23 protein-coding genes are annotated in these 24,374 nt (G+C 37.4%); 17 read left to right on the forward strand and 6 right to left on the reverse strand.

The genetic code is table 11. The annotated features are described in order from the left end of the window. The first annotated feature begins 70 nt into the window (after positions 1-70). The 4 genes from F4V57_RS09315 (at position 71) to F4V57_RS09330 (ending at position 6,421) form a co-directional block, all read left to right on the forward strand. Positions 71-2,476: a glucose/quinate/shikimate family membrane-bound PQQ-dependent dehydrogenase gene (locus F4V57_RS09315; protein ID WP_070068512.1), complete on the forward strand. Its 2,406-nt coding sequence runs from the start codon at positions 71-73 to the stop codon at positions 2,474-2,476. Positions 2,477-2,735: 259 nt separating this feature from the next. Continuing rightward, positions 2,736-4,124, forward strand: coding sequence for an NAD-dependent succinate-semialdehyde dehydrogenase (locus tag F4V57_RS09320; protein WP_070068511.1), 1,389 nt, complete (start codon positions 2,736-2,738; stop codon positions 4,122-4,124). A 175-nt stretch (positions 4,125-4,299) separates the two neighbouring features. Next, the gene (locus F4V57_RS09325) at positions 4,300-5,943 is read left to right on the forward strand and encodes a nitrite/sulfite reductase (protein ID WP_070068510.1); all 1,644 of its coding nucleotides are present in this window, start codon (positions 4,300-4,302) and stop codon (positions 5,941-5,943) included. Beyond that, the gene (locus tag F4V57_RS09330; RefSeq protein WP_070068509.1) at positions 5,936-6,421 is read left to right on the forward strand and encodes a DUF934 domain-containing protein; all 486 of its coding nucleotides are present in this window, start codon (positions 5,936-5,938) and stop codon (positions 6,419-6,421) included. Before F4V57_RS09325 ends, F4V57_RS09330 begins: the two co-directional genes overlap by 8 nt. A gap of 59 nt (positions 6,422-6,480) precedes the next feature. Here F4V57_RS09330 and F4V57_RS09335 read toward each other — a convergent pair whose 3' ends face one another. Then, positions 6,481-7,023 (reverse strand): pilus assembly FimT family protein, encoded by a 543-nt coding sequence (locus F4V57_RS09335; RefSeq protein WP_070068606.1) that lies wholly within the window; start codon positions 7,021-7,023, stop codon positions 6,481-6,483. Positions 7,024-7,365: 342 nt separating this feature from the next. Between F4V57_RS09335 and omp38 the strand changes: the two genes are divergently transcribed. The 3 genes from omp38 to F4V57_RS09350 all read left to right on the forward strand — a co-directional run bounded on the left by omp38 (position 7,366) and on the right by F4V57_RS09350 (position 10,015). After that, positions 7,366-8,406, forward strand: coding sequence for an outer membrane protein Omp38 (gene omp38 / locus F4V57_RS09340; RefSeq protein ID WP_070068508.1), 1,041 nt, complete (start codon positions 7,366-7,368; stop codon positions 8,404-8,406). Between the two features lie 251 nt (positions 8,407-8,657). Then, positions 8,658-9,362: a hypothetical protein gene (locus F4V57_RS09345; RefSeq protein ID WP_070068605.1), complete on the forward strand. Its 705-nt coding sequence runs from the start codon at positions 8,658-8,660 to the stop codon at positions 9,360-9,362. Positions 9,363-9,433: 71 nt separating this feature from the next. Next, positions 9,434-10,015, forward strand: a complete 582-nt coding sequence (locus F4V57_RS09350) for an HdeD family acid-resistance protein (protein WP_070068507.1) — start codon at positions 9,434-9,436, stop codon at positions 10,013-10,015. A gap of 97 nt (positions 10,016-10,112) precedes the next feature. On the opposite strand, the gene F4V57_RS09355 is transcribed toward F4V57_RS09350, so the two are convergent. After that, on the reverse strand, positions 10,113-10,472 hold the full coding sequence (locus tag F4V57_RS09355; protein ID WP_070068506.1) for a VOC family protein: 360 nt from the start codon (positions 10,470-10,472) through the stop codon (positions 10,113-10,115). A 222-nt stretch (positions 10,473-10,694) separates the two neighbouring features. On the opposite strand from F4V57_RS09355, the gene F4V57_RS09360 reads away from it, so the two are divergent. The 4 genes from F4V57_RS09360 (at position 10,695) to F4V57_RS09375 (ending at position 14,211) form a co-directional block, all read left to right on the forward strand. Continuing rightward, positions 10,695-11,252 (forward strand): GNAT family N-acetyltransferase, encoded by a 558-nt coding sequence (locus F4V57_RS09360; protein WP_070068505.1) that lies wholly within the window; start codon positions 10,695-10,697, stop codon positions 11,250-11,252. A 20-nt stretch (positions 11,253-11,272) separates the two neighbouring features. After that, the gene (locus tag F4V57_RS09365; RefSeq protein WP_070068504.1) at positions 11,273-13,255 is read left to right on the forward strand and encodes an ATP-dependent helicase; all 1,983 of its coding nucleotides are present in this window, start codon (positions 11,273-11,275) and stop codon (positions 13,253-13,255) included. Between the two features lie 71 nt (positions 13,256-13,326). Further along, complete coding sequence (locus tag F4V57_RS09370) at positions 13,327-13,830, forward strand: DUF6586 family protein (protein WP_070068503.1); 504 nt, start codon at positions 13,327-13,329, stop codon at positions 13,828-13,830. Between the two features lie 102 nt (positions 13,831-13,932). Further along, complete coding sequence (locus F4V57_RS09375) at positions 13,933-14,211, forward strand: hypothetical protein (RefSeq protein ID WP_070068502.1); 279 nt, start codon at positions 13,933-13,935, stop codon at positions 14,209-14,211. A gap of 126 nt (positions 14,212-14,337) precedes the next feature. Here F4V57_RS09375 and F4V57_RS09380 read toward each other — a convergent pair whose 3' ends face one another. The 4 genes from F4V57_RS09380 to F4V57_RS09395 all read right to left on the reverse strand — a co-directional run bounded on the left by F4V57_RS09380 (position 14,338) and on the right by F4V57_RS09395 (position 18,245). Continuing rightward, positions 14,338-16,053, reverse strand: a complete 1,716-nt coding sequence (locus tag F4V57_RS09380) for a cation:proton antiporter (RefSeq protein WP_070068501.1) — start codon at positions 16,051-16,053, stop codon at positions 14,338-14,340. A 147-nt stretch (positions 16,054-16,200) separates the two neighbouring features. After that, entirely contained in the window at positions 16,201-16,356 is a 156-nt protein-coding gene (rpmG, locus tag F4V57_RS09385; protein WP_001205031.1) for a 50S ribosomal protein L33, read from the reverse strand. Between the two features lie 12 nt (positions 16,357-16,368). Then, positions 16,369-16,605, reverse strand: coding sequence for a 50S ribosomal protein L28 (rpmB, locus tag F4V57_RS09390; RefSeq protein WP_070068500.1), 237 nt, complete (start codon positions 16,603-16,605; stop codon positions 16,369-16,371). A 185-nt stretch (positions 16,606-16,790) separates the two neighbouring features. After that, complete coding sequence (locus F4V57_RS09395; protein WP_070068499.1) at positions 16,791-18,245, reverse strand: coniferyl aldehyde dehydrogenase; 1,455 nt, start codon at positions 18,243-18,245, stop codon at positions 16,791-16,793. Positions 18,246-18,354: 109 nt separating this feature from the next. On the opposite strand from F4V57_RS09395, the gene F4V57_RS09400 reads away from it, so the two are divergent. From F4V57_RS09400 to F4V57_RS09425, 6 genes are all read left to right on the forward strand, one after another. After that, positions 18,355-19,068, forward strand: a complete 714-nt coding sequence (locus F4V57_RS09400) for a TetR/AcrR family transcriptional regulator (protein ID WP_171257510.1) — start codon at positions 18,355-18,357, stop codon at positions 19,066-19,068. Between the two features lie 53 nt (positions 19,069-19,121). Beyond that, on the forward strand, positions 19,122-19,988 hold the full coding sequence (gene purU, locus F4V57_RS09405) for a formyltetrahydrofolate deformylase (protein ID WP_070068498.1): 867 nt from the start codon (positions 19,122-19,124) through the stop codon (positions 19,986-19,988). A 189-nt stretch (positions 19,989-20,177) separates the two neighbouring features. Beyond that, complete coding sequence (locus tag F4V57_RS09410) at positions 20,178-20,921, forward strand: energy transducer TonB (RefSeq protein WP_070068497.1); 744 nt, start codon at positions 20,178-20,180, stop codon at positions 20,919-20,921. Positions 20,922-20,968: 47 nt separating this feature from the next. Next, the gene (locus F4V57_RS09415; protein WP_070068496.1) at positions 20,969-21,592 is read left to right on the forward strand and encodes a MotA/TolQ/ExbB proton channel family protein; all 624 of its coding nucleotides are present in this window, start codon (positions 20,969-20,971) and stop codon (positions 21,590-21,592) included. Beyond that, positions 21,592-21,996: an ExbD/TolR family protein gene (locus tag F4V57_RS09420; protein ID WP_070068495.1), complete on the forward strand. Its 405-nt coding sequence runs from the start codon at positions 21,592-21,594 to the stop codon at positions 21,994-21,996. Before F4V57_RS09415 ends, F4V57_RS09420 begins: the two co-directional genes overlap by 1 nt. A gap of 330 nt (positions 21,997-22,326) precedes the next feature. Then, entirely contained in the window at positions 22,327-24,363 is a 2,037-nt protein-coding gene (locus F4V57_RS09425; RefSeq protein ID WP_070068494.1) for a bifunctional diguanylate cyclase/phosphodiesterase, read from the forward strand. Positions 24,364-24,374 lie beyond the last annotated feature (11 nt).

The following is a 24,374-nucleotide window of genomic DNA, read 5'->3' on the forward strand; positions in this document are numbered from 1 at the left end:
TTTTGTCGATAAAAACCATACGGTAACCAGTATGATTTTTATCAGAACATAACAACAATGAGGTGGCGCTATGACATTTCCTGAAAAAGCTTCAGGATTGCGCAAAATTACAGTTATTCTCATAGCTTTATTTGGCGCAGTTTTATTGGGTGGTGGTGTTTATCTCGCCATTCTGGGAGGATCCTGGTATTACATTGTGACAGGTATTATCTTACTTGTGACCACTATTTTGCTTGGGCAACGTTCTAATCTGGCCATTACACTTTACGCAATATTAATGCTTGCAACGACAATATGGGCCATCTGGGAAGTTGGAACAGACTTCTGGGCATTGGCACCACGATTGGATATTATTGGTCTTGTTGGTTTGTGGTTATTATTGCCAGCAGTAACGTCAGACTTTAGTGTTTCGGCAAAATCATCAAAAATATTTTTATCAGCAACTCTTCTTTTGGCAGTTGTTGTTTTGGGCTTTTCAATCTTTAACGATCCTCAGGAAATCAATGGCAGCATTAAGCAGGTTCAGCCACAAACTGCAACAGTAATAGAGGGGGTTGCACCTGCGGATTGGCCTGCTTATGGCCGTACTCAGGCTGGTCAGCGTTACTCACCACTAACTCAGATTAATGATAGTAACGTTAAAGATTTAAAAGTGGCATGGACATTTCGGACAGGTGATGTCAAAACAGGTCATGATGCAGGTGAAACCACTAATCAAGTCACACCAATCAAAATCGGCAATAACATGTATATGTGTACTACACATCAATGGTTGATTGCACTTGATCCTGCCACAGGCAAGGAAAAATGGCGTTTTGATCCAAAATTAAAAGCAGATAAAACCTTTCAGCATTTAACCTGTCGTGGCGTTTCTTATCATGATGCTAATAACACAACAGAATTTGCAAAAAGTCTGGAATCTAAAAAATCTACATCGACTCAATGTCCTCGTAAGGTTATTTTACCTGTAAATGATGGACGTCTTGTTGCAGTTAATGCCGATAACGGTCAGCGTTGTAGTGATTTTGGTACAAACGGTGAAGTCGATTTGCAAAAAGATATGCCGTTTGCATATCCAGGCGGTTATAACCCAACATCACCTCCTGTTGTTACTGGCACCACTATTGTAATTGCTGGCTCTGTAACGGATAACTATTCATCGAAAGAACCTTCTGGTGTTATTCGTGGTTATGATGTGAATACTGGTAAATTATTATGGGTATTTGATACGGGTGCCGAAGATCCAAATGCAATACCTGCACCGGGTCAAACTTTTGTCCATAACTCACCAAATGCATGGGCACCATTGGCTTATGACAGTAAGCTGGATATTGCTTATATTCCTACTGGTGTTGGAACACCTGATATCTGGGGAGGCGATCGTACTGAATTAAAAGAACGCTATGCCAACTCTGTTTTGGCAATCAATGCAAGTACGGGTAAATTGGTCTGGAGTTTCCAAACCACACATCATGATTTATGGGATATGGATGTACCTTCTCAGCCGACATTGGCGGATATTAATAAAGATGGCCAATCTATTCCAGCAGTCTATGTCACCACCAAAACAGGTAATGTTTTTGTACTGGATCGCCGTAATGGTCAGGCAATTGTACCAATTACCGAAAAACCTGTACCACAAACTGTAAAACGTGGCCCACAAACTAAAGGTGAGCGTTATTCACCGACACAGCCTTTTTCTGATTTTGATCTCGCTCCGCAGCAAAAATTGACAGATAAAGATATGTGGGGTGCAACAATGTTTGATCAACTGGTTTGCCGTATTCAATTTAAAAAATTGAACTATGATGGTATTTATACTCCGCCATCAGAAAATGGCACAGTCGTTTTCCCAGGAAATTTAGGTGTATTTGAGTGGGGCGGTATTTCTGTTAACCCTGATCGTCAGGTGGCTGTCATGAACCCGATAGGTTTACCATTTATCTCCAGACTCATTCCGGAAGATCCAAATCGTGCCAAAGGTGCTAAGGGTGCCGGAACTGAGCAAGGAGTACAACCTATGTACGGTGTACCTTATGGTGTAGAGATTTCAGCATTCCTGTCACCAATCGGTTTACCTTGTAAGCAGCCAGCATGGGGTTATGTTGCAGGTGTTGATTTGAACACCCATCAGGTTGTATGGAAAAAACGTATTGGTACGATCCGTGATAGCTTGCCAAACTTGTTTCAACTACCACCATTAAAAATTGGTGTGCCAGGTTTGGGTGGCTCAATTTCTACCGCAGGGAATGTCATGTTTGTTGCAGCGACACAAGATAATTATATCCGTGCCTATAATGTAACTAATGGTGACAAACTTTGGGAAGCACGATTACCTGCAGGTGGTCAGGCTACACCAATGACTTACGAAATTAATGGTAAACAATATCTGGTTATTATGGCTGGAGGTCATGGTTCATTTGGAACAAAGATGGGAGACTATCTGATTGCTTATGCATTACCTGATCAAAAATAAAATACTATAGCCGTAAACTCCTAGAATGCTCGCTTTGGCGAGCATTTTTTTATGTATATTGTACCGTAACAATAAAAGTAGGGAAAAAGTAGGCTAAATGTTGAAGCTAAATTTGTTAAAAAATTTGACCAAACTTGCGTTATGTTGTCTGTTGTTTTTCATTTTTGAAAAATAGATTATCCAAAAGATCAGACAAATAAACGTTAACCAAGCTTGATGTATTCATGAACAGTACATCATAGATAGAAGGACGTTAAAAATGGCTTATGCTACAGTCAATCCATACACTGGTGAAACATTAAAAACTTTTGCGAATGCAAGTGAAGAACAAGTCATTACAGCGATTGATCAAGCGCACCAAACATTTCAGTCATGGAAAGAAACCAGTTTTGCACAACGTGCAGAAATTTTAAATAAAGCGGCAAGCATTTTACGGAAAGAAACCGATAAATATGCACAATATTTGACGCTTGAAATGGGTAAACTGTTTACAGAAGCAAAACTGGAAACAATTTTATCTGCTGAAATTTTTGAATACTATGCAAAAAATGCAGAACAATTATTGGCACCAGAAAAATTGTCAACTGACACAAATGGTATTGAAGCGACAATTTATCATGAACCACAAGGCGTTTTGCTTGCCGTAGAACCATGGAATTTTCCGTTCTATCAAATTGCACGTATTCTTGCACCGCAACTTTCAGCAGGCAATACTGTTATTTTAAAACATGCATCTAATGTTCCACAAAGTGCCAATGTTTTTGAAGAATTAATGTTGGAAGCCGGATTACCACAAGGTGCATTTAAAAATCTGTATCTTGCACATGAACACACAGAATTGGTATTGAATGACCCACGCGTTATTGGTGTTGCATTAACGGGTTCTGAAACAGCAGGAGCAATTGTTGCTGGTGCAGCAGGTAAAGCATTAAAAAAATCTACACTGGAATTAGGTGGTGCTGATGCATTCGTCGTGTTAGATGATGCCGATCTGGAAAAAACAGTTGAATGGGCAGTCATGGGACGTCACTGGAATGCAGGTCAGGTTTGTGTTTCTGCAAAACGACTTATTGTTGTAGATGCTATTTATGATAAGTTTGTTGAACTGTATAAACAGGGCGTTGCAAAACTTAAAGCTGGTGATCCAATGGATCCTGAAACAACACTTGCACCGTTATCCTCCCAAAAAGCTGCTGATGATTTGAAAAAACAAGTTGCAAAAGCAGTAGAAGCGGGTGCAGAGGTTGAAATTATTGGTGCAGCAGTTCCAGAGCAGGGTGCTTTCTTTCAACCAGTATTAATGACCAATTTGCACGAACAAAACGAAGCTCGTCATTGGGAGTTTTTTGGCCCGGTAACACAATTGTACCGTGCTAAAGATGAGGCCGATGCAATTCGTATTGCCAATGATTCGCCATTTGGTTTGGGTGGTTCAGTCTTTACTCAAGATCATGATCGTGGCGTAAAAGTAGCAAGACAAATTTATACTGGTATGGTTTATATTAACCATCCAACTATGGTGAAAGCAGACTTACCATTTGGTGGTGTTGCTCGCTCTGGTTATGGTCGTGAATTGATTGGTCTGGGCATTAAAGAGTTTGTGAACCACAAACTTGTCGGTGTTGTGGACATTGATGCGCCATTCTAATCAATGAAGAGTGGATATTGAATATTATAAAGCTGATCCATTGGGTCAGCTTTTTTATTGACAGACTATGCTTATCAAAAAAATCGAATTAAATTATACAAAAAAAGCATTTTGTTGATGATGAAAAACGGTATATTCTGCAAGCCTTTAGAATGACTCTTACTAGCCTTACGCCATGTATTCTTATACCGAATTCGATCAACAGCTCGTCAATGAACGAGTTGCACAGTTTCGTGACCAGACAGAACGCTATTTAGCGGGAAAACTTACTGAGGATGAGTATCGTCCTTTACGTCTTCAAAATGGTTTATATGTACAGCGTTATGCACCCATGTTGCGTATTGCTGTACCTTATGGGCTGTTAAATAGTAAACAATTACGAAAAATTGCTGAAATTAGTCTGAATTATGATCGTGGCTATGCACATGTATCAACACGCCAAAATTTCCAGTTGAACTGGCCAGCATTGGAACAGGTACCTGATATTTTACAGGAACTGGCTTCAGTACAAATGCATGCCATTCAGACTTCTGGTAACTGTATTCGTAACACAACAACAGATCAGTATGCAGGTGTGATCGCAGGTGAAATTACAGATCCTCGTCCAACCTGCGAGTTGATTCGTCAGTGGAGTACATTTCACCCTGAGTTCGCATTTTTACCACGTAAATTTAAGATTGCTGTATCTGCGTTTAGTGAAACTGACCGGGCAGCGACATCATTTCATGATATTGGCGTTTACATTGTAAAAAATGCAGCAGGTGAGATTGGCTATAAGATTAAAGTGGGCGGTGGTCTTGGGCGAACACCAGTTATTGGTAGTTTTATTCGTGATTTCTTACCACGTGAAGATTTAATTGCCTATCTGGAAGCAGTTTTACGTGTGTATAACTTACATGGTCGCCGTGATAATAAATATAAAGCGCGTATCAAAATTCTGGTTAAAGCATTAACACCACAAGTTTTTGCAGAAAAAGTAGAAGCTGAATTCGTTCAAATCCGGGATCAATTGCGCATTGAGGCTAATGTACTGGCAGGTCTTGATCAACAATTTACACCATTTGATTATCAAGATTTTGAAGATGAAGACTTTGAACCTTTATTTTCTCAATATCCAAAGTTTAAACAATGGTTTAATGTCAATACGCATCAACATAAAGTGAAAGGCTATCGTGTTGTGGTCATTAACCTGAAACGTGCAGGTATTGCGCCGGGCGATATCACTACCGAAGAAATGAATTTTATTGCAGATTTGGCAGATCAATATACCTTTGGCGAATTAAGAACGACTCATGAGCAAAATATTGTCTTGGCTGATGTCCCGCAAAAAGATATTTTTAAACTATGGCAAACACTTGATAACGCGAATCTTGCACGGGCACATATTGGCTTTTTGACAGATATTATTTGCTGTCCAGGTGGTGATTTCTGTTCATTGGCAAATGCAAAATCTATCCCGATTTCTGAAGCCATTACACGCCGTTTCAATGATCTGGATACCATTTATAATCTTGGTAAACTGGACTTAAATATTTCGGGCTGTATGAATGCATGTGGTCATCATCATGTTGGTCATATCGGTATTCTCGGTGTAGACAAAAAAGGTGAAGAATTTTATCAAATCATGTTAGGTGGTAATGCTGATCATGATGCTTCTCTGGGAGATATTCTGGGGCCATCTTTTGCTGCAGAACTTGTTCCTGATGTCGTGGAAGAATTATTAAATACCTATCTGGATCTTCGTGAAGAAGGTGAACGGTTTATTGATACTTATCGTCGAGTGGGGATCAAACCATTTAAGGAGAGAGCGTATGCTTAATCTTGACTTAGCTGTATTGTATAAAGACGGTAGCATTTTTCAGAATACGTATCAGCCTATTTCTGAAGATGGTCAATTACCTCAAGGTGACGTGGTTTTAACTGCTGATCAATTGGATCAATTGCAGCAAATTTCTGGTAAAAAAGCGCTTTATGTTACAGTCGATGTTTCACCAGAAAATCATCAATTCCCTTTAGATCAATTGGATACTATCTTTATTGAATTTGCAGGTTTTAATGATGGCCGAGGCTATTCATTTGCTGCCTTATTGCGTCGTCAGGGATTTAAAGGTGAATTGCGTGCGATTGGGGACATTTTTAAGGATGTATTGAATTATTTAAAACGTTGTGGTTTTGATAGCTTTGTGATTAAAGCCGACAAAGATATTGCTGAAACTGCTGCAGGATTAAATGATTTTACTCATCCATATCAAGCTTCAGTTGCGGTGCAACAAACAGGTTATCAAACTGGTGAATAAACATTGAGAAAATGAAAATAAGGTATGAATAAATATACCTTATTTTTGTATCTGATCACTTAATCTTCACATTGTTGAATTGTTTCATGGCGAGTATTCCCCATGTAGCTTAAAATCAATCTTCTGGAATTTACTGCATCATTGGCACAATAAAAAAAAGAGCCTTGTGAACCTCTGGGTAAACCTGAGTCGGATTGAAAAACAAGATTTCTACCTGCTGCACCTTTCCACGATAAAGAACCATGTTTTAAATTTAGAGCATAGTAATGCAAAATCGTTTCCTCGGATTGCCTGATTCGATCCGGTGATTTTTGATCAATAAAAACCAATAAACCTGTACTCCAACCATCATCACTGCAACTGATCTGATCATGACTACCACAAATTGCGATTCGATCATGATGAATAAAAGCACGATGTTTGCTGTCATTTAAAACAGTATTGATAAAGGTAATGGTCTTTTTACTTTCGAGATTTGCAATTAAAGAAGAAAAATGTGGAATCGCTAAAACCACAATTGCACTTGTAATAAAAATAGAAACAAGTAGTTCCGTAATTGTTAATCCCTTACAGCTTTTATTAGGTAAAAAATGCTTTTCCATCATTGTTTTACTATAAATATTATTAGTTTGTAGAATAATGACTCTTCATAAAAAAGTCTAGCACTTACAAAACTTGATGAAAATTTGTAGAAAACTGCCAAAGAAATCACTAAAATCAAAAAGTGGTTAATATTGACGATTGATTTACGAAATCACAACGAAATTTGTAAGTGAATTTGTCAATATCATTGACAAATAATGTTACGAACTATTGGCTTTCTTATGCACAAGTTGTAGAATTGCTAAAAATTAGCTTGAAAGCCGATAGCATTGTATCCATTATGTACATACAATAAGTTTTAAGCTGAGTTAAACAACAAAATGTTAATCTGGAGGAACTCCATGAAAATGAGTCGTATTGCGCTTGCAATGTTAGTTGCAGCTCCTTTCGCTGCTGCAAACGCTGGTGTAACGGTTACACCGTTAATGTTAGGTTATCACTGGTACCCTGAAAACTTTGATAAACAAATCGGTAGCTGGGTAGGTGCCACCAACTCTACAGATGTGAAAGATGATCTTTCTGTAGGTGCTGCAATCGGTGCTGAATTAACACCTTGGTTACAAGCTGAAGTTGAATATCAACAAACTAAACCAGATGTTGAAACTCCAGCAGGTAAATTTGATGGTAAACATCAAACTGTTAGCTTAAACTTTATCGCAACTTCTGACGTATTTACTGGTAACTACGACAGCAAAGTTAAACCATACGCTTTAATCGGTGGTGGTTGGTCTAAGTTTGAAGCTAAAGATCTTGATGTTTCTACCAAAGATACCATTGGTAACGTTGGTTTAGGTCTTTTATGGCAACTTAACGATGCTTTGACACTTCGTACAGAAGCTCGTGCTACCAACAACTTCGATCTTAACACTTGGGATCACCAGGGTATTGCTGCACTTCAAGTCGTACTTGGCGGTCACTTGAAACCTGCTGCTCCAGTAGTAGAAGTTGAGCCAGTTCAGCCTCCAGTTGAAGTTCAACCAGTTGAAGAACCTAAAGAAGTAACTGAAAATCTTAAAATGGAACTTCGTGTATTCTTTGACTTGAATAAATCAAACATCAAGCCACAGTACAAACCAGAAATTGCTAAAGTAGCTGAAAAATTGGTTGAATATCCAAATGCTACTGCTCAAATTGATGGTCACACTGATAACACTGGTCCACGTAAACTTAACGAACGTTTATCTCTAGCTCGTGCTAATTCAGTTAAAGCGTCTCTTGTTAACGAATTTGGTATCGATGCAAATCGTTTAACAACTCAAGGTTTCGCATGGGATCAACCAATTGCTGACAACAGTACAGCTGAAGGCCGTGCAATGAACCGTCGTGTATTTGCTACAATTACTGGTAGCAAAACAGTTGTAGTTCAACCAGGTCAGCAATAATAAGCTTCTGCTTAATCTAACGAAGTTAGATTAAATATCAGAAGTAGTCTTATGGATTGCTAATAAAAGGTTCTACATTCGTGTAGAACCTTTTTATAATTAAAAAATAGATAAATTGCTCATGATTATAATTTTACTATCAAATGATAATTTCATGACCAAAGGCTAGTATCGTGTTGCAATCAGAAAAGTCTAAATTCTGGAAAAATATTCGTGTTGTCATTTTATTAATAATATTGGCGATCGTGGCCATGAATGCCTGGAAGGATTCAAATCAGAACTGGAAAAATCCTATCTTTGTTATGCTGTATCCTATAAATGCAGATGGTTCAATCACAACAGCACAATATATTGAACAGCTTGATGTTCAAGATTTTCAACCTATTTCTGAATTTTTACAGCAACAAGCCCAACAATATCACCAATCGATTACAATCTATTTTAAGTTGGGTTCAGAAATTAAACAATTGACTCCACAAGCACCAAATTCATCATCAGTTTTAGGAATCATGTTATGGAGTTTGAAATTTCGCTATTATGCATGGCGCTATCAGCAAAATTTTAATGCTCCAGCCAGTTTATCGCTTTATCTTAATTTTTATGATATGAAAACACATTCTGTCTTACAACATTCTACAGCACTGGAAAAAGGGCGTGTGGGATTAGTAAATTTATTTGCATCTGCTCAGCAGCATGATCAGAATCAAATTGTAATTGCACATGAAATGTTACATGCATTTGGTGCGACTGATAAATATGATTTTATTAGTAATCAACCAATTTATCCAGAAGGTTATGCTGATCCAGATCAACAACCTTTGTATCCTCAACATCGTGCAGAATTAATGTCCGGAAAGATAGCATGGAATGCAGAGCAGAGCAAAATGGCTGATCATTTAAATCAGATTGTGGTTCGTAATCAGACTGCACAGGAAATTGGTTGGATAAAACCATAAATTTTGTAAGTAATTCTGTTTTCTTGATAGCTTTTGCGTACAATATATAAAATAAATATTTGGGAATAATCATGATTACAGTTAGTAATGATTTAATTCGTAAGCATTTGCACGCAGAAAGTAAATGGTATGTTGTCTTGGGCATTAGTTTTATTCTGGCGGGAATTGCATTATTTTTGATGCTACCTTTAGCAACTTTATCGGTTGTATATTTTTTCGGTATCTTGATGATGTGTGCTGGTATGTTGCAGCTTATAGTTGCATTTACCCTATTGAGGTCAGATTCACGCTGGCTCTGGGCATTATTTAGTATTTTTTATTTCATGGCAGGGTACTTTGCTTTTAGTTCACCAAATAAAGCAGCGATTGTATTAACATCATTGATGGGAATGTTTTTGTTATTTGCTGGTGCTGCACGCATGGCTTATGCAACGTTCTTAAAGGAAATATCCAACTGGAAATGGGCATTTTTATCCGGCTTATTAATTTTTATTGCTGGTGTGCTGATTTTATTAAATCTTACTACATCTTTTTGGATATTAGGTGCAATTCTGGCAATTGATGTATTACTTCAGGGCATTTATTATTTGACAGTTGCTCGCTTGATTAAGTCAATTCCGCCTGTATCTACTACAATAAATAAAGAAGAGTAATGGAGTAGACGTTTTTATTAAATTAACAAAGTTGTGATTTGATCGTCTAGCTGATCAAATCACTTGTGATACATGAAATGCTTATGTCTATTTCATTTTAATGATCAGACCAAATTGCTAATTCATATCCGTCTGGATCAGTGAAATGGAAACGTCTTCCACCTGGAAAATCAAAAATATTTTTTATAATTCGTCCACCTGCTAATTTGATGATTTCAAGCGTTTGTTCTAATTGTGCTGTATATAGAATGATTAATGCACCACCTTGTGTAGTAATGTCATCATTCTGAGTAAAGCCACCTTTTAAACTTCCTGAATCAAACTCACAATAGTCTTTGCTGTAATCTGTAAACGACCAACCTAAATGTGTATAAAAGGTTTTAGTTTTTTCGATGTCACGAACATTAAATTCAATATAGTTAATAGTGACTTTGTTAAAGATTGCATCTTCAAGCATGATCAGATGTCCTTTAGTAGTAGATTTGGAAGGGGAAAGATAATCATTAGAATACAATAAAATATGCAAAATATACTGTTTTATCGATAGATTCACTGATGACAGAATACATGATTTGATATTTGAAGATATTGATAAAACTACCTAATCAATTGCATTATTTTTTACAAAACAAAGGTAAAATAGTGCTAAAAATATATTGTTATAATGGCTAAATGATTGATGAATATTGAAACCAATAGATTAATACTCACATCTTGGCAAGATACTGATGAGCAATCATTGTACGCTTTAAATAGTGATGCACAAGCCATGCAATATTTTTTACATTCACTTTCTAAAACACAGAATCAGCAGTTTTTTGCTCAATTAAGGTTGCGTTTTGTTCAACAAGGATATGGTTTATACAAAGTTACTTTAAAAAATACTCATCAATTTATTGGTTTTGTAGGATTAAATCATCCACATTATGATTTACCGTTTATATGTCCTGTAGAAATTTCGTGGCGGCTCTTGCCTATGTTTTGGCATCAAGGTTTAGCATTTGAGGCAGCTCAGGCAGTTTTACAATATGGATTTGATCAGTTAAAGTTTAGTCAAATTATGGCATTTACTGCAAAATGCAACCGACCTTCATGGACACTCATGCAGCGCTTAGGTATGCAATTCCAGCAAGAATTTCAACATCCTTTAGTTGATATACAACATAGACTGGCATCCCATGTATTATATTCAATGCAATCTTCTGACTTCAGGCATGTTAAACTTGAAAAAATTTAGATGATATCCAGTCAATTTGCATGACCATTCAGCGCCTTTTAGATGAACTTAATCCTGAACAACTTAATGCAGCCACCACAACTGCACAAAATGCACTGATATTGGCTGGGGCAGGTTGTGGTAAAACCAAAACCATTGTTGCTCGTGCTGCTTATCTGATTAATCAGGGTGTGCCACCTGAACAAATTCAGATTGTCACATTTACCCGCCGTGCGGCCAGTGAAATTATCACACGAGTTGAGCAATATCTTGGAGCGCAATCACAGGGACTAAAAGCTTCTACCTTTCATACTTTTTGTATGGGAATTTTACGCCGTTATGCCAAAGCATTTGATTTGGGGCAATTTAATGTCATTGATCGTGATGATCAACTATTGATGTTTCGTTTATTACGTGGTCAGCAAAAAGACATTGAATTACCTAAGGCTGCACAATTACTAGATGTTTATTCGTTTGCCCGCAATACCCAATGTAAACTTAGTGAGGCATTGATAAAACATCTTCCTGAGATGATGGATTTTAAAGATGCCATTATGGCAGTGATGAAAGCTTATGAACAGCAAAAACGTGAGCGTGGGTATCTGGATTATGATGATATTCTAGAATATGTTGCGAAATATTTGAATCAATCTGATGCTTTGCTGGAGCAAGTGCTTTATCGCTGTCAATATTTATTGGTTGATGAAATGCAAGATACCAATCCTTTGCAGTGGTCATTGCTTAAACCATTTATTGGTAAAGCCCATCTATTCTGTGTTGGTGATGATGCACAATCTATTTATGGTTTTCGTGGTGCAGATTTTCAAAATATTCATGCGTTTAAACAGCGTGTACCAGATGCTGAAATTTTGACTCTGGCAAAAAACTATCGCTCTACACAAGAAATTCTGGATGTATCTAATTGGTTGTTAAAAATTAGCCCGCTGGATTATCAAAAACAATTAACTGCACATCGAGGATCAGGTCTTAAACCACAATTACATACCCTTGCCAATGAATTTGAAGAAGCCAATTGGATTGCACAAAATCTGAAAAGACGTTATCAAAAAGGTGCTGCATGGCAACAACACATGATTTTGGTACGTTCAGGTTTTGCAGGGCGCACGATTGAAAGTGCATTGGTTGCTGCTGATATTCCTTATCAGTTTATTGGCGGTGTAAAATTACTGGAATCTGCGCATGTTAAAGATGTGCTAAGTGTCTTGCGTATTGTCGCCAACCATAAGGATGAGCTGGCATGGATGCGATTTTTAACGTTATGGAATGGTATTGGTGATGTGTCTGCAAGTCGGATGGCTACCGGATTTTTACAATGTGATGATTTAACAGCATGTATTCAAAAGTTAAAAAAAAGCAGTAAAGTTCCAGCAATTGCTATATCGGCATTAGAGCAATTAATACAAATTCAGCATTTGGTAAAACAAAGTTTGCAAGTCGTACTTAGTGCTTTACAAACACAGCTTGAACATAATTATCGTAATCAGGATTGGTCACGCCGGATGCGTGATTTTGAACTGGTTATGCAATTGGCTGATAAACATAGTAATGTCACTGATTTTATTGAAGAATATATATTAGAACCTATTTCCCATAGTGAGGTAGAACGAGAAAAAGACAAAGATGTAGTGACACTAATTACTATCCATTCAGCTAAGGGAACTGAACGCGAAGTTTGTTATGTTGCTAATGCTTCAGTTGGACAATTTCCACATGCTAGATCACAAGGCAATTTTGATGAGGTAGAAGAAGAGCGTCGAGTACTTTATGTCGCACTGACACGAGCAAAAAACGAACTTATTATTACACGTCAAAATTTATTTACCTGGGTAAAGGATCAACTTGATGTACAAGGCAGAGTTGTAACAGGTTATTTTTTAAGTGATTTTCTGATGTCACTTTGTACAGAAACCTTGCATCAACGTGGTGAACAGCGACAAAGAACCTGGAATTTTGAACGAGAGTCCACAATCACTAAACCTGAAATTGGTGTAAATTGGGATTGATTTTGCCACTATCTAATCATTACTAATAATTTTACAATAACATGAAAATTATTTGTGATTAAGGAACTGTGATGTCCCGTGTTGCCCGTTATCATGCCGACCGTACCAATCAGAAACTATATTTTGCCCGTCTAGCATGCCAGCAATCAGAAAAAACCGAACACGTTCAGCAGGCGCAGGCACACCGTGAAGCAGCAGTATTTCATTTACAAGGCGCAGTATTGGCATTCTTGCAGGAATTGGTGCGCTATTACCGTTTGACAGAATTACGTCCCACTTTGCAAAATATTGAGCAATACATGGCAGAGCGTGGGCAAGTTTCTCCTGAGGTGCAAGTATTAAAACAATTAAGTCAGGACGGTTTTTTGGCGGAACTTAATCGAGCTTTTCGTTTGTGCCAATATGCACCTGAGCCGGCAGCACCTGAACCAGAACATGAAACTTCCTCCAATCTGATTATTAAGGTGACGCAAAGTCCGCAGGCATGGTTACCTGATGCGCAAATTTTACGCGAATGGCATGCAGATTTAGTGCACCTTATTGATGGTTTTCGTAATGAAATGGTGGAATTTTAACTCATTATCAGACAAACACTTGAAATTTGGTCTATTTGATTGCATTAATATGACTTATATTAAGTGCAAATTTGGCAATAGAGATATTGCGGGAGGTTGTGTATGTCAATTGAGGAGATGAAAGACCTGTTGGGTACTCAGGAAACCGTACTGGAATTGGTGCAACTTGAAGATGGTGCATTGGCTTTACGTGCAGTTGGTTCTGACAAAGCACCTATAGTCAGAATTGAGTTTAATGATGAAGTACGCCAAATGCTTGGAGAAAGTACAGGTATTGTTGCACAACATATGGTACAGGCCGCTTTTTTTGCTGTAATGGAACAACAGTCAAATAAATGGCATGCGCAAGTGATTGATCAAAAACCTGAGTTTTATAGCTGAAAAGTAAATTGGCGGTAAAATTTCTTGAAGATTTATATCACATTATGATTGTAAATTAATTGACTGAAAATTTATAAACAAAAGCACCTAAAGACAATAACTTTTAGGTGCTTTTTAGTGGTCAATTTAATGTGTTAAATGATGTGCACGTTGCATTTGTTCCAGAATATGCTCACTCATATTTTTTGCCATTTCTTCTTTTGCAAAAAATACAGGTCCGATATTTTCTTCTCGAAGTAAACGTGCCTGTTCTGTAGAATCAGCGGTTAGGATAATTTCCAATAAAGGGTTAAGTTGTTTGGCAATATTAACAATTTGATGGATTTCCAGTGCATCACAACCAGAAAGTACCAAAGCACGGGCGTGCATAATATGTGCTTGAATCAGAACACTAGGTTCGGTGGCAGAACCACTTACCGCAGCAACGCCTTTTTCCCTTAAATTTTCCACAATCTCTCGGTTTTCTTCAGCAATCACGACTTTGACATGATTGGCCTGTAAGGTTTCGACAATGCGGCGTCCTGTTTCACCATAACCGACCATAACAATCTGATCTCGTAAATAATCTTGACTGACTTCATCCGGTAGCATTGCCAGTGGATCACTTTTGCGTTCTAGTAAGCGTGCCAGATAGGAACGTTCCCGAATCCATTTTTGTAATGGTTCTATTGCTGCAAATACAAATGAATTTAATGTAATTGAAATCAACGCTCCAGCTAAAATCAGATTCTGTGCATCAAGACTAAGTAACTTTAGAGATACGCCAAGTGTGGCGAGAATAAAAGAAAATTCTCCAATTTGAGCTAGGCTGGCACCTACGGTTAATGCAGTATTTAGAGGGTAACGGAAAAATAATACCAGTGCCATTGCAGCAATGGTTTTACCAATCATAATAATGGCAACAACAGCCATAATATGTCCGGGTTGTTGAATTAAAATACTTGGATCAAATAACATCCCTACGGAAACAAAGAATAAAATTGAAAAAATTTCCCGTAGTGGTAGCGTTTCTTCTTCTGCACGATGGCTAAAATCAGATTCCTTGACCACCATTCCGGCAAAAAACGCTCCTAAAGCCATTGATACACCAAAGATGGCATAGGAGCCATAAGCAATCGATACTGCTGCTGCCACAACAGTCAGTGTAAATAACTCCCGAGAACCCAGACGAGCTACAAACTGAATAATCATTGGCACTAATCGTTTACCAATAATAAGCATAAATGCAATAAAGCCTGCAACTTTTAATAAGGTAATCCCTAAAGTAAGCCAGATGTTACTTGAACTATCGGGACCATTGGTCAGTGCTTCACCACCCAATAAAACTGCTGTTGCTGGTAATAAGACTAAGACCAGTACCATAACCAGATCTTCAACCAATAACCACCCTACTGCAATTTTTCCATTAACTGAATCAAGGACACCACGATCGCCCAAAGCTTTTAGGAGTACAACCGTACTAGCACAGGATAAGCTTAAACCAAACACTAGCGCCGATCCAAATGACCAACCCCATAGCATGGTAACCCCTATTCCCAATACTGTTGCTACAGCAATTTGTATAATGGCACCAGGCAAGGCAATACGACGAACCTGCATTAAATCATTGAGTGAAAAATGCATGCCTACGCCAAACATTAAAAACATTACACCAAGCTCAGCCAATTGATTGGCAAGATGGATGTCTCCAACAACTCCTGGAGTATTCGGACTAATCAAAACTCCAGCAATCAAATAACCAATCAGAGGGGGGAGGCGTAAGCGGGCAGCAATATAGCCAAAAATCAGCGCCAAACCAAAACCAACAGCTAATAATATTATGAGATCTACATCATGAGGCACTGATATCTCCTTAATCAGAATGGGTTAAGGGGGGATAATATAAGCATGAATAATGCCAATATTCTAATTTTTAAAGTTTAACAAATATGTGAAATTATAGGCAAAAAAAAACGACTCCAAAGAGCCGCTTTTTTCCAAAAGCTAAAATTATTTGATTTTAGCTTCTTTAAAAATTACGTGTTGACGGATTTTTGGATCAAATTTTTTGATTTCCATTTTTTCCGGCATAGTACGTTTGTTTTTAGTAGTGGTATAGAAATAACCAGTACCAGCACTTGAAACTAGACGAATCTTATCACGCATGGCAATGACTCCTTAGATCTTTTGACCTTGAGCGCGAAGATCGGCAACAACCTTCTCAATGCCCAATTTGTCGATAATACGCATACCTTTGCTAGACAAGCGTAAACGAACAAAGCGTTTCTCGCTTTCTAACCAAAAGCGGTGATGGTGCAGGTTCGGCTCGAACCGGCGCTTGGTTTTGTTGTTTGCGTGCGAAACGTTGTTACCAACGATTGGACGCTTGCCGGTAACTTGGCAAACCTTAGACATGGTGAACTCCATTGATTCAGCTAAACAATAATCGATTGTTAAGCTCATCAGTAAAAGTAAAACTGGGTGAACTTATTCAAGGGGCGTTTTATACCAAAAAATGAGCTAAAACACAAGTACACCCGCCTAAATCAATCATTAAACCTGATTAATGGTTTATATAATGATCAAAACCTATAGAAAGCTCACTTTTTTAAAAGTGTCTTATACAGGAAGTTGTGAATTGATTTATTAAAAGGTGGCAAGATATATTTCAGAGAATAAAATCTTGGGTTGGACATCATGGAGCGTTCGTGCGAAAAACTGACGAAACCCTCAGGGCCATGATATTTTCCCATTCCTGATGCACCTACACCACCGAAAGGCAAGTCGTCCTGTGCAACATGTGTTAACACCTGATTATGACCAAAGTGCCCAGAGTGGGTATGACTGGCAACATAATTTGCCCGATCTTTATTGTAATCAAAATAATACAATGCCAAAGGGCGGGGACGAGCATTAATAAACTCAATTACGTCGTCTATTGTATCATATTCTAACAGTGGAAGAATCGGACCAAAGATTTCATTTTGCATAATTTGTAAATCGGATGAAACATGTGTAAGGAGTGTTGGCGCAATTTTTCGAGTTGTACTTAAATCTGAATTATCATGATTGATTTCAATAATTTGTGCGCCATTTTTTTGTGCATCCTCTAGATAATGCTGTAAACGCAAATATTGTTTGTCATTAATGATTGAGGTGTAATCCTGATTGTCTTTTAGACTAGGATAAAGCGCTTTAACATATTTTTTGTAATGTTGGATAAATTCAGCACTTTGTCCACGAGGTAGAAATAAATAATCTGGCGCAACACAGGTTTGCCCTGCATTCCATAATTTCCCTGCCACAATGCGTTGTGCAGCATCCTGTAATGACATGGACTGATGAATGATTGCAGGAGATTTCCCGCCAAGTTCAAGAATTACTGGCACTAGATGATCCGATGCAGCGCGCATGATCACTTTGCCTACACTTGTTGAACCAGTAAAAACAATTTTATCAAAGGCTAAATGGCTAAAGGCATCAGAAATTGTACCACCACCATTGATTACACAAACCAATTCTTTGGGAAATGCTTCTGCTAAAGCTTTTTCTAGTAGTTTGCCAAAGTTATAGGACGCACTGGAAATTTTTAGCATGGCGTGGTTGCCGGCTGCTAAGGCACAAATTAAAGGGCCGACAGAAAGAAGCAGGGGATAATTCCATGGTGCAATAATGCCAATTACACCTAATGGTTGATATTCAACCCAAGCTTTTGCTGGTTGATGGATTAGGGCGATATGGCGTTTTGATGGTTTCATCCACTGTTTGATATTCTTTTTATAGTATTGGATCTGTTCAAGGCAGGTCAGGACTTCGCCTATTTTTGTTTCACCAATTGCTCGGTTACCATAATCCTGATTAATTGCTGTAGCAAAATCATCCTGATATTTAATAATAATTCTTTGTAAGGTAGACAATCGCTTGATTCTTTCTGCGTAAGAAGCATTGGGTAAGCGGTTATATGCTCGTTTTTGTTCAATTAGCAAATCATTTAACACTTGAGCATTCAGGGTAATAATGGATGATTCTGAATGATGAGAAGTTAAGTTATTCATTATGGTTTGCCATGAGGAAAAAGATAAGATAAATTTATTTTTAGAGTAAAAGCTCTAATTAGTCAAGTTTTAAGCAGTGTCATCTACCTTAGCAAAAAAATATGGAAGGATCATATTGGTGAAAGCATCAAAAACCAAACAACGAATTCTGGATGTGAGTTTGATGTTGTTTAATTTGCGTGGCGAACGTTTGGTGACCACCAATCATATTGCTGAAGCATTGCAAATGAGTCCGGGTAATTTGTATTACCATTATCGAAATAAACAACAGATTATTGATGCATTATTTCAGCAATATCAACAGAGTATTTTCAATGTATTGGCAATTCCAGAAAATCGTCAAGTCACTGGTGAAGATAAAATTCAATATTTTCGGCAATTGAATCATCAGTTATGGCATTATCGTTTTTTGCATCGCGATGTTCAGTATCTTCTTGATTATAATGAACAGTTTAAAGAAAAATATCAGCATTTTTTGATTGAGGTAATGTTGCAGGCAAGACGAATTTATGAAGCTTTTGTTGTTGCTGGATTAATGCGAATTTCTTCTGAAGAAATTGAGGCATTGATTATTAATATTTGGTTAATTTTGACTAACTGGATGAATTTTTTGCAGGGAATCGGGTTAAATAAACAGGAACAGCTCTCTGAGCGCTGGATGTGGTATGGCTTGCGACAAATTTTATTTTTGGAAGCACCTTATTTGACTCAAGAAAGCCATTTAAATGATCAGCAACTTATGGCAGGAACCAAAAATTTTAATTTTTTTGTGAAGCTTGCCGAGCTAAAGTCAATCAATAACGAAAAAATCAGAACGATCTAAGCTAAAAAAGAGTAAACTAGTGCGTTTTTCAAATTGATGTGAATTAAAGCAAAATGAATATGTCTACAGTGAATACAGCACGTTTGTTGATTACATGTGAGGATCGCCCAGGCATTGTGCAGGCGGTATCGAGTTTTTTATATCATCAAGGTGCAAACATTACGGCTTTGGATCAATATGCAACTGAGGCGCAAGGTGGGCGTTATTTCATGCGTGTTGAATTTGAGCTGGATCATCTGGAAACTCGTCAGGATGCTTTAATTGATACATTTCAAAAAAATGTTGCAGAAAAATATGCCATGCAATGGCATTTAAGCTGTGTACGTGATATCAAAAAAGTCGGTATTCTAGTTTCCAAAGTTGACCATGCTTTACTAGAGTTATTATGGCGCCATGCTCGTGGTTCATTGCCTTGTGAAATTACACAAGTTATTTCAAACCATGAAGATTTAAGGGAATCTGTAGAGAATTTTGGTATTCCGTTTACCGTTGTTCCTGTGAATAAAGACAATAAAGTAGAAGCTTATGCAAGAATTGATGAATTAATGCAAGGAAATGATTTATTGGTCCTTGCCCGTTATATGCAAATTCTGAATGAGGATTTTGTCAACAAATGGCCAATGAAAATCATTAATATTCATCATTCCTTCTTACCAGCGTTTGTGGGTGCCAACCCTTATAAACAAGCGTATGAAAAAGGTGTAAAATTGATCGGTGCGACAGCACATTATGTGACTGCTGATCTGGATCAAGGGCCAATTATTGAGCAAGACGTTGAACGTGTAAGCCATGATTGCACAGTAGAGCAATTACGTGAAATGGGTGAAGATGTTGAGCGTAATGTATTAGCTCGTGCAGTAAAATGGCATTTGGAAGACCGAATTATTGTTGATGGAAATAAAACAGTTGTTTTTCAATAAATAATCTCTTTGAATGCAATCTTTTATCGAAAAACGCAGTCTAAACTGCGTTTTTTATGATTTAAAAAAATAAATAAAAAGCTTGAAAATGAAAACACTTCTCATTTATCATGATGGGCGAAAATTTTAAGTGCTATACTTATATATTATGAGTTTAGTATTTTGACATTACAAATTAGGATATCCCGAATGGGTCAACTTTCTGTAGCATCTTCTCCCAATCCGACACCAAATACCAAAAAGGTTGTTGTGATTGCGGCTGTGCTGGTTGGTCATGTGGGTGCTTTATGGGCGCTTGCACACATGAAGCCAATTGAATTACGTCCAATTGAACCACCTAAACCCGTACAAGTACGTTTTGTAAAAATTGTGGAGCCTAAACCTGAGCTTCCAAAACCAAAACAGCCAGAAAAACCTAAAGAGCCGCCTAAACCACAAAAAGTTAAAATTGTGGAGAAGCCACGACCTCAGCCACCAAAAGCACCACCAAAAGTTCAACAGGTTAAACAGCCTGTACAGAACAAACCCGTTGTAGATCAGCCTCCAGCGGAAACAAAAGTGTTGAGCTCTACTACTGTATCTGAAACCAAAGTTACAACACCTCAGAAGACTTCAGAACCTGCGAAGGAAACAAAACCACCAGTAGATACTTCACCACGTCAAATTTCTGAAGGTGAAATTAGCTGGAAGTCACGCCCTAAGCCAAGTATTCAAAAATCAGATCTGGATAGAGCGAATAGTAGTACGGTTGTTGTTCGTATTAGTGCTGATACTCGAGGCAAGATTACCAATGTGACACTGATTAAAAGTAGCGGTGTTTCCAGAATTGATAATGAAGTGTTACGAGCGGTGAGAAGAGCAAGTTTTAATCCATATATTGTTAGTGGTGTTGGGGTGCCTGTGTATGCAGACCTTCCTATTCATATCCAATAATCAGCCGCAGGGCTAAACCGAAATATTTGAATTAAGGAGTTCGAATAATGAACTTTTCAGTGTATTGGCAACATGCAGATGCGGTAAGTAAAACGCTGTATTTTATCTTGCTTGCAATGTCGATTACGACATGGACTTTTTTTGTGATCCGTTTATTGGGTACCAAACAAATTAAACAACAGGCAAAACAGCATTTACAAACTGCGGTTGAAAACCTTAAAACACGAATCAGTGCATTAACTTATGATCAGCGTAAATCTGCTGCTGAACAAGCACTATTACAACAGATTTCTCGTGAAAAATCTGCAGCTGATAAAGGTGTAGCAGTTTTGGGAACGATCGCTTCAATTGCACCATTTGTCGGCTTATTCGGTACAGTTTGGGGAATTTTCCATGCATTGGTTGCGGTAGGTAGTAGCGGTCAGGCTGGCCTGGCACAAGTTGCTACACCTGTGGGTGAAGCTTTGATTATGACCGGTTTGGGTCTGGCTGTTGCGATTCCAGCAGTACTGGCTTATAACATTTGTGTTCGTCAAAATCGTACATTATCCAATGATCTACAAGATTATGCACATGGTTTATTGATTGATACTATTTTACAGGATCAAAAATCAGCAGTTGCAGAAGCTGTAGTGAATGGTAAAACTCAATATGCTGGAGGTCAGGCATAATGGCATTCTCATTAGGAGAAGATGATAATCAAGGCATGACGGAGATGAATCTCATTCCGTTGATTGATATCATGCTGGTATTAATGATCATCTTCTTGGTGACAGCAACGGTTGCGAATCCATCTATTCCATTGACATTGCCACAAACTACGGCTGAAATTCAGCCACCGCCACCAAAAGAATTTTCGATTAGTATTAGTGCAGATAATCAGGTGGCAGTTAATGGTACAGTTGTAAGTATGGATCAGTTAACACAACAATTACAGCAAGCAGCACAATCCCCTGAAAAGCCAGCAATCCAACTTCGGGCAGATAAAGAAGCAAAGTATGATACTGTGGCTCAGGTCATGGGGCATGCAACAGAAGCAGGTTTATCTAATATTGCTTTTGTAACAGATAATTAACCTGAATTTATCAAAATAGACCTGTTGAATCAGAAATGATGCAATGGGTTTTTTTATTTAAAAGAAAAAATTTATTTGCTGTTATATTTTGAAAATAGCGATATGATCTAAAATTGATGAAGAGTACATTTTATCTGTTCTTCAAATGCATGAATGTTCTGATATAGCAAATTATAGATTAGGCGTATTTCATTATTTATACAAGGGAGAGTTCAGAACAGAACTTTATTATAGTAACTTAGATAAAAGATGAAAATATTTTTGAAATTTTAGAGTAAGTTAATCGAGTCCGGATTAACACATGATGCTTAAACTTGGTACGGATATTTTATGATTCATATCGAATACTCAATACCGTTGGTTTTGATTTCAATTGTTGTTGCAATTGTAGCATGTTATCTAGCATTACTTGTTAGACAACTTATGTTTACGCAACCTCATCAAAAAGCAGAAAAATGGATACTGGTGGGTGGTGGAGCGATTTTAGGGCTTGCAATTTGGTTGATGCATTATATCGGTATGCTGGCCTGCTCTTTCCCAGATGGTTATTACTTTGATATACAGTTTACTATTATTTCTTATTTTATTGCAGCAATTGCAGCGACTTTTGCATTGTGGCTCAATTCCAGACAAGTAATATCACTTCCTCGTTTGATGATTGGTGCTGTTTTGTTGGGATTAGGAATTTCTGGCATGCATTATACTGGTATGATGGGGCTGAATATTCCGGGTTATAAAATTTCTTATGATCCAATTGTTGTTGTCTTATCCGTATTTATTGCGATTGGTGGTGCCACACTATCATTTTTTCTCTCAGCAAAATACAAACATACTACGAATGATTCTCCACGATATATGCTAATTTTGACTGCCTCAATTTTAGGGATGAGTATCGTTGGTATGCATTATTTAGGCATGTCTGCAGTAGAATTTATTCGGGTAGACCATATTCAATTACCAACATCAATACAAAATCATGCAATTTTTATATTTAGTATCATTCTTATTCTTGGTCTAGTGTGTGCAATTATTATCTTTGTTTCTTTACTGGAACGTCGACTTCAGGAAAAAGATATTGCATTACATTCACTTAATCAGCAATTAGAAAAAGCAATACAACAAAACCATTTAACTAAGCTGCCTAATCGGGCATTTTTGAATGAAAATGTTCCAAAAATATTAATTGCAGGAAATCATATTGCTTTCTTACATCTGGATTTAGATTATTTCAAGGTTGTAAATGATGCGTATGGACATCAAGTTGGTGATCAATTATTACAAAAGGTTGTAGAGCGTATTTATCAGGTCTTGCTAAAGAATATGACTTTTATTCATCTTGGCGGAGATGAGTTTTTGTTAATTACGGCTGTGACACGAATTGATCGTTTAAAAATTCTTGCTAATCGAATATTACGTGAAATTCATCATAGTTATTATATTGCCGATAAGGAAATTAAAATTTCAGCCAGTATGGGAATTGCACTTTATCCCGAACATGGAAATAATTTGCAGGAATTGTTGATTAATGCAGATATTGCAATGTATGCAGCAAAAGATCAAGGGCGTAATAGCTATAGTTTTTATGATCCATCTATCGATACTCAAAAGATTAAAGAGCGTTCGCAATTATTAAATGAATTAAATAAGGCTGTTGCTGATCGGCAGTTTGTTTTATTTTATCAACCCAAATATACACCTGCAGGAGTGTTGAGTGGTCTAGAAGCATTGATTCGTTGGCAGCACCCAAAACTTGGTATTGTCGGGCCAAATTATTTTATTGAAATTATAGAAAATACCGGATTAATTATTGATGTAGGTTATTGGGTAATGGAGCAGGCCTGTAAACAAATTCAGCAATGGGAAAAAGAACAGAAGGATTATTTTCCGGTATCGATTAATCTTTCCGCATTACAATTTGAACATCAATATTTATTGGAGCGATTAAGTGCTGTAATCAATAAATATGGTATTCAGGCAAAACACTTAATGATTGAAGTTACTGAAACCACAGCAATGCGGAAAATTGATAAGAGTGTGCAGAATTTTAAACGACTTCGAGAGTTGGGTATTCTGATTGCAATTGATGATTTTGGTACAGGATACTCAAGTTTTTCTTATTTAAAGGATTTACCTGTAGATGAATTGAAAATTGATCGTGGATTTATTGTCGATGTTGAGTCGAATTATAAACAGGAAATTATTTTAGCCAGTATTATTGAACTGGCAACTAAATTGGGACTGATTGTAACTGCTGAGGGTGTTGAAAATGTTAAACAAGTTGAAATTTTAGCTAAGCTGGGTTGTCAGCAAATACAGGGATTTTATTTTTCTAAACCCGTACCTGCAACTGAATTACCTTTGGAGTAATTCAGTAAGTA

The sequence above is a fragment of the Acinetobacter qingfengensis genome (assembly GCF_008693185.1).
GTDB lineage: Bacteria > Pseudomonadota > Gammaproteobacteria > Pseudomonadales > Moraxellaceae > Acinetobacter > Acinetobacter qingfengensis.

Bases quoted from the DNA above. Each gene is read 5' to 3' on its own strand.
- rpmB (WP_070068500.1), bottom strand. From the start codon at position 16,605: ATGTCTAAGGTTTGCCAAGTTACCGGCAAGCGTCCAATCGTTGGTAAC.
- F4V57_RS09330 (WP_070068509.1), top strand. From the start codon at position 5,936: ATGCTTAATCTTGACTTAGCTGTATTGTATAAAGACGGTAGCATTTTT.
- F4V57_RS09365 (WP_070068504.1), top strand. From the start codon at position 11,273: ATGACCATTCAGCGCCTTTTAGATGAACTTAATCCTGAACAACTTAAT.
- F4V57_RS09425 (WP_070068494.1), top strand. From the start codon at position 22,327: ATGATTCATATCGAATACTCAATACCGTTGGTTTTGATTTCAATTGTT.
- F4V57_RS09420 (WP_070068495.1), top strand. From the start codon at position 21,592: ATGGCATTCTCATTAGGAGAAGATGATAATCAAGGCATGACGGAGATG.
- F4V57_RS09315 (WP_070068512.1), top strand. From the start codon at position 71: ATGACATTTCCTGAAAAAGCTTCAGGATTGCGCAAAATTACAGTTATT.
- F4V57_RS09335 (WP_070068606.1), bottom strand. From the start codon at position 7,023: ATGGAAAAGCATTTTTTACCTAATAAAAGCTGTAAGGGATTAACAATT.
- F4V57_RS09325 (WP_070068510.1), top strand. From the start codon at position 4,300: ATGTATTCTTATACCGAATTCGATCAACAGCTCGTCAATGAACGAGTT.
- purU (WP_070068498.1), top strand. From the start codon at position 19,122: ATGAATATGTCTACAGTGAATACAGCACGTTTGTTGATTACATGTGAG.
- F4V57_RS09360 (WP_070068505.1), top strand. From the start codon at position 10,695: ATGAATATTGAAACCAATAGATTAATACTCACATCTTGGCAAGATACT.
- F4V57_RS09355 (WP_070068506.1), bottom strand. From the start codon at position 10,472: ATGCTTGAAGATGCAATCTTTAACAAAGTCACTATTAACTATATTGAA.
- F4V57_RS09415 (WP_070068496.1), top strand. From the start codon at position 20,969: ATGAACTTTTCAGTGTATTGGCAACATGCAGATGCGGTAAGTAAAACG.
- F4V57_RS09370 (WP_070068503.1), top strand. From the start codon at position 13,327: ATGTCCCGTGTTGCCCGTTATCATGCCGACCGTACCAATCAGAAACTA.
- F4V57_RS09395 (WP_070068499.1), bottom strand. From the start codon at position 18,245: ATGAATAACTTAACTTCTCATCATTCAGAATCATCCATTATTACCCTG.
- rpmG (WP_001205031.1), bottom strand. From the start codon at position 16,356: ATGCGTGATAAGATTCGTCTAGTTTCAAGTGCTGGTACTGGTTATTTC.
- F4V57_RS09320 (WP_070068511.1), top strand. From the start codon at position 2,736: ATGGCTTATGCTACAGTCAATCCATACACTGGTGAAACATTAAAAACT.
- F4V57_RS09350 (WP_070068507.1), top strand. From the start codon at position 9,434: ATGATTACAGTTAGTAATGATTTAATTCGTAAGCATTTGCACGCAGAA.
- F4V57_RS09410 (WP_070068497.1), top strand. From the start codon at position 20,178: ATGGGTCAACTTTCTGTAGCATCTTCTCCCAATCCGACACCAAATACC.
- F4V57_RS09345 (WP_070068605.1), top strand. From the start codon at position 8,658: ATGAATGCCTGGAAGGATTCAAATCAGAACTGGAAAAATCCTATCTTT.
- F4V57_RS09375 (WP_070068502.1), top strand. From the start codon at position 13,933: ATGTCAATTGAGGAGATGAAAGACCTGTTGGGTACTCAGGAAACCGTA.
- omp38 (WP_070068508.1), top strand. From the start codon at position 7,366: ATGAAAATGAGTCGTATTGCGCTTGCAATGTTAGTTGCAGCTCCTTTC.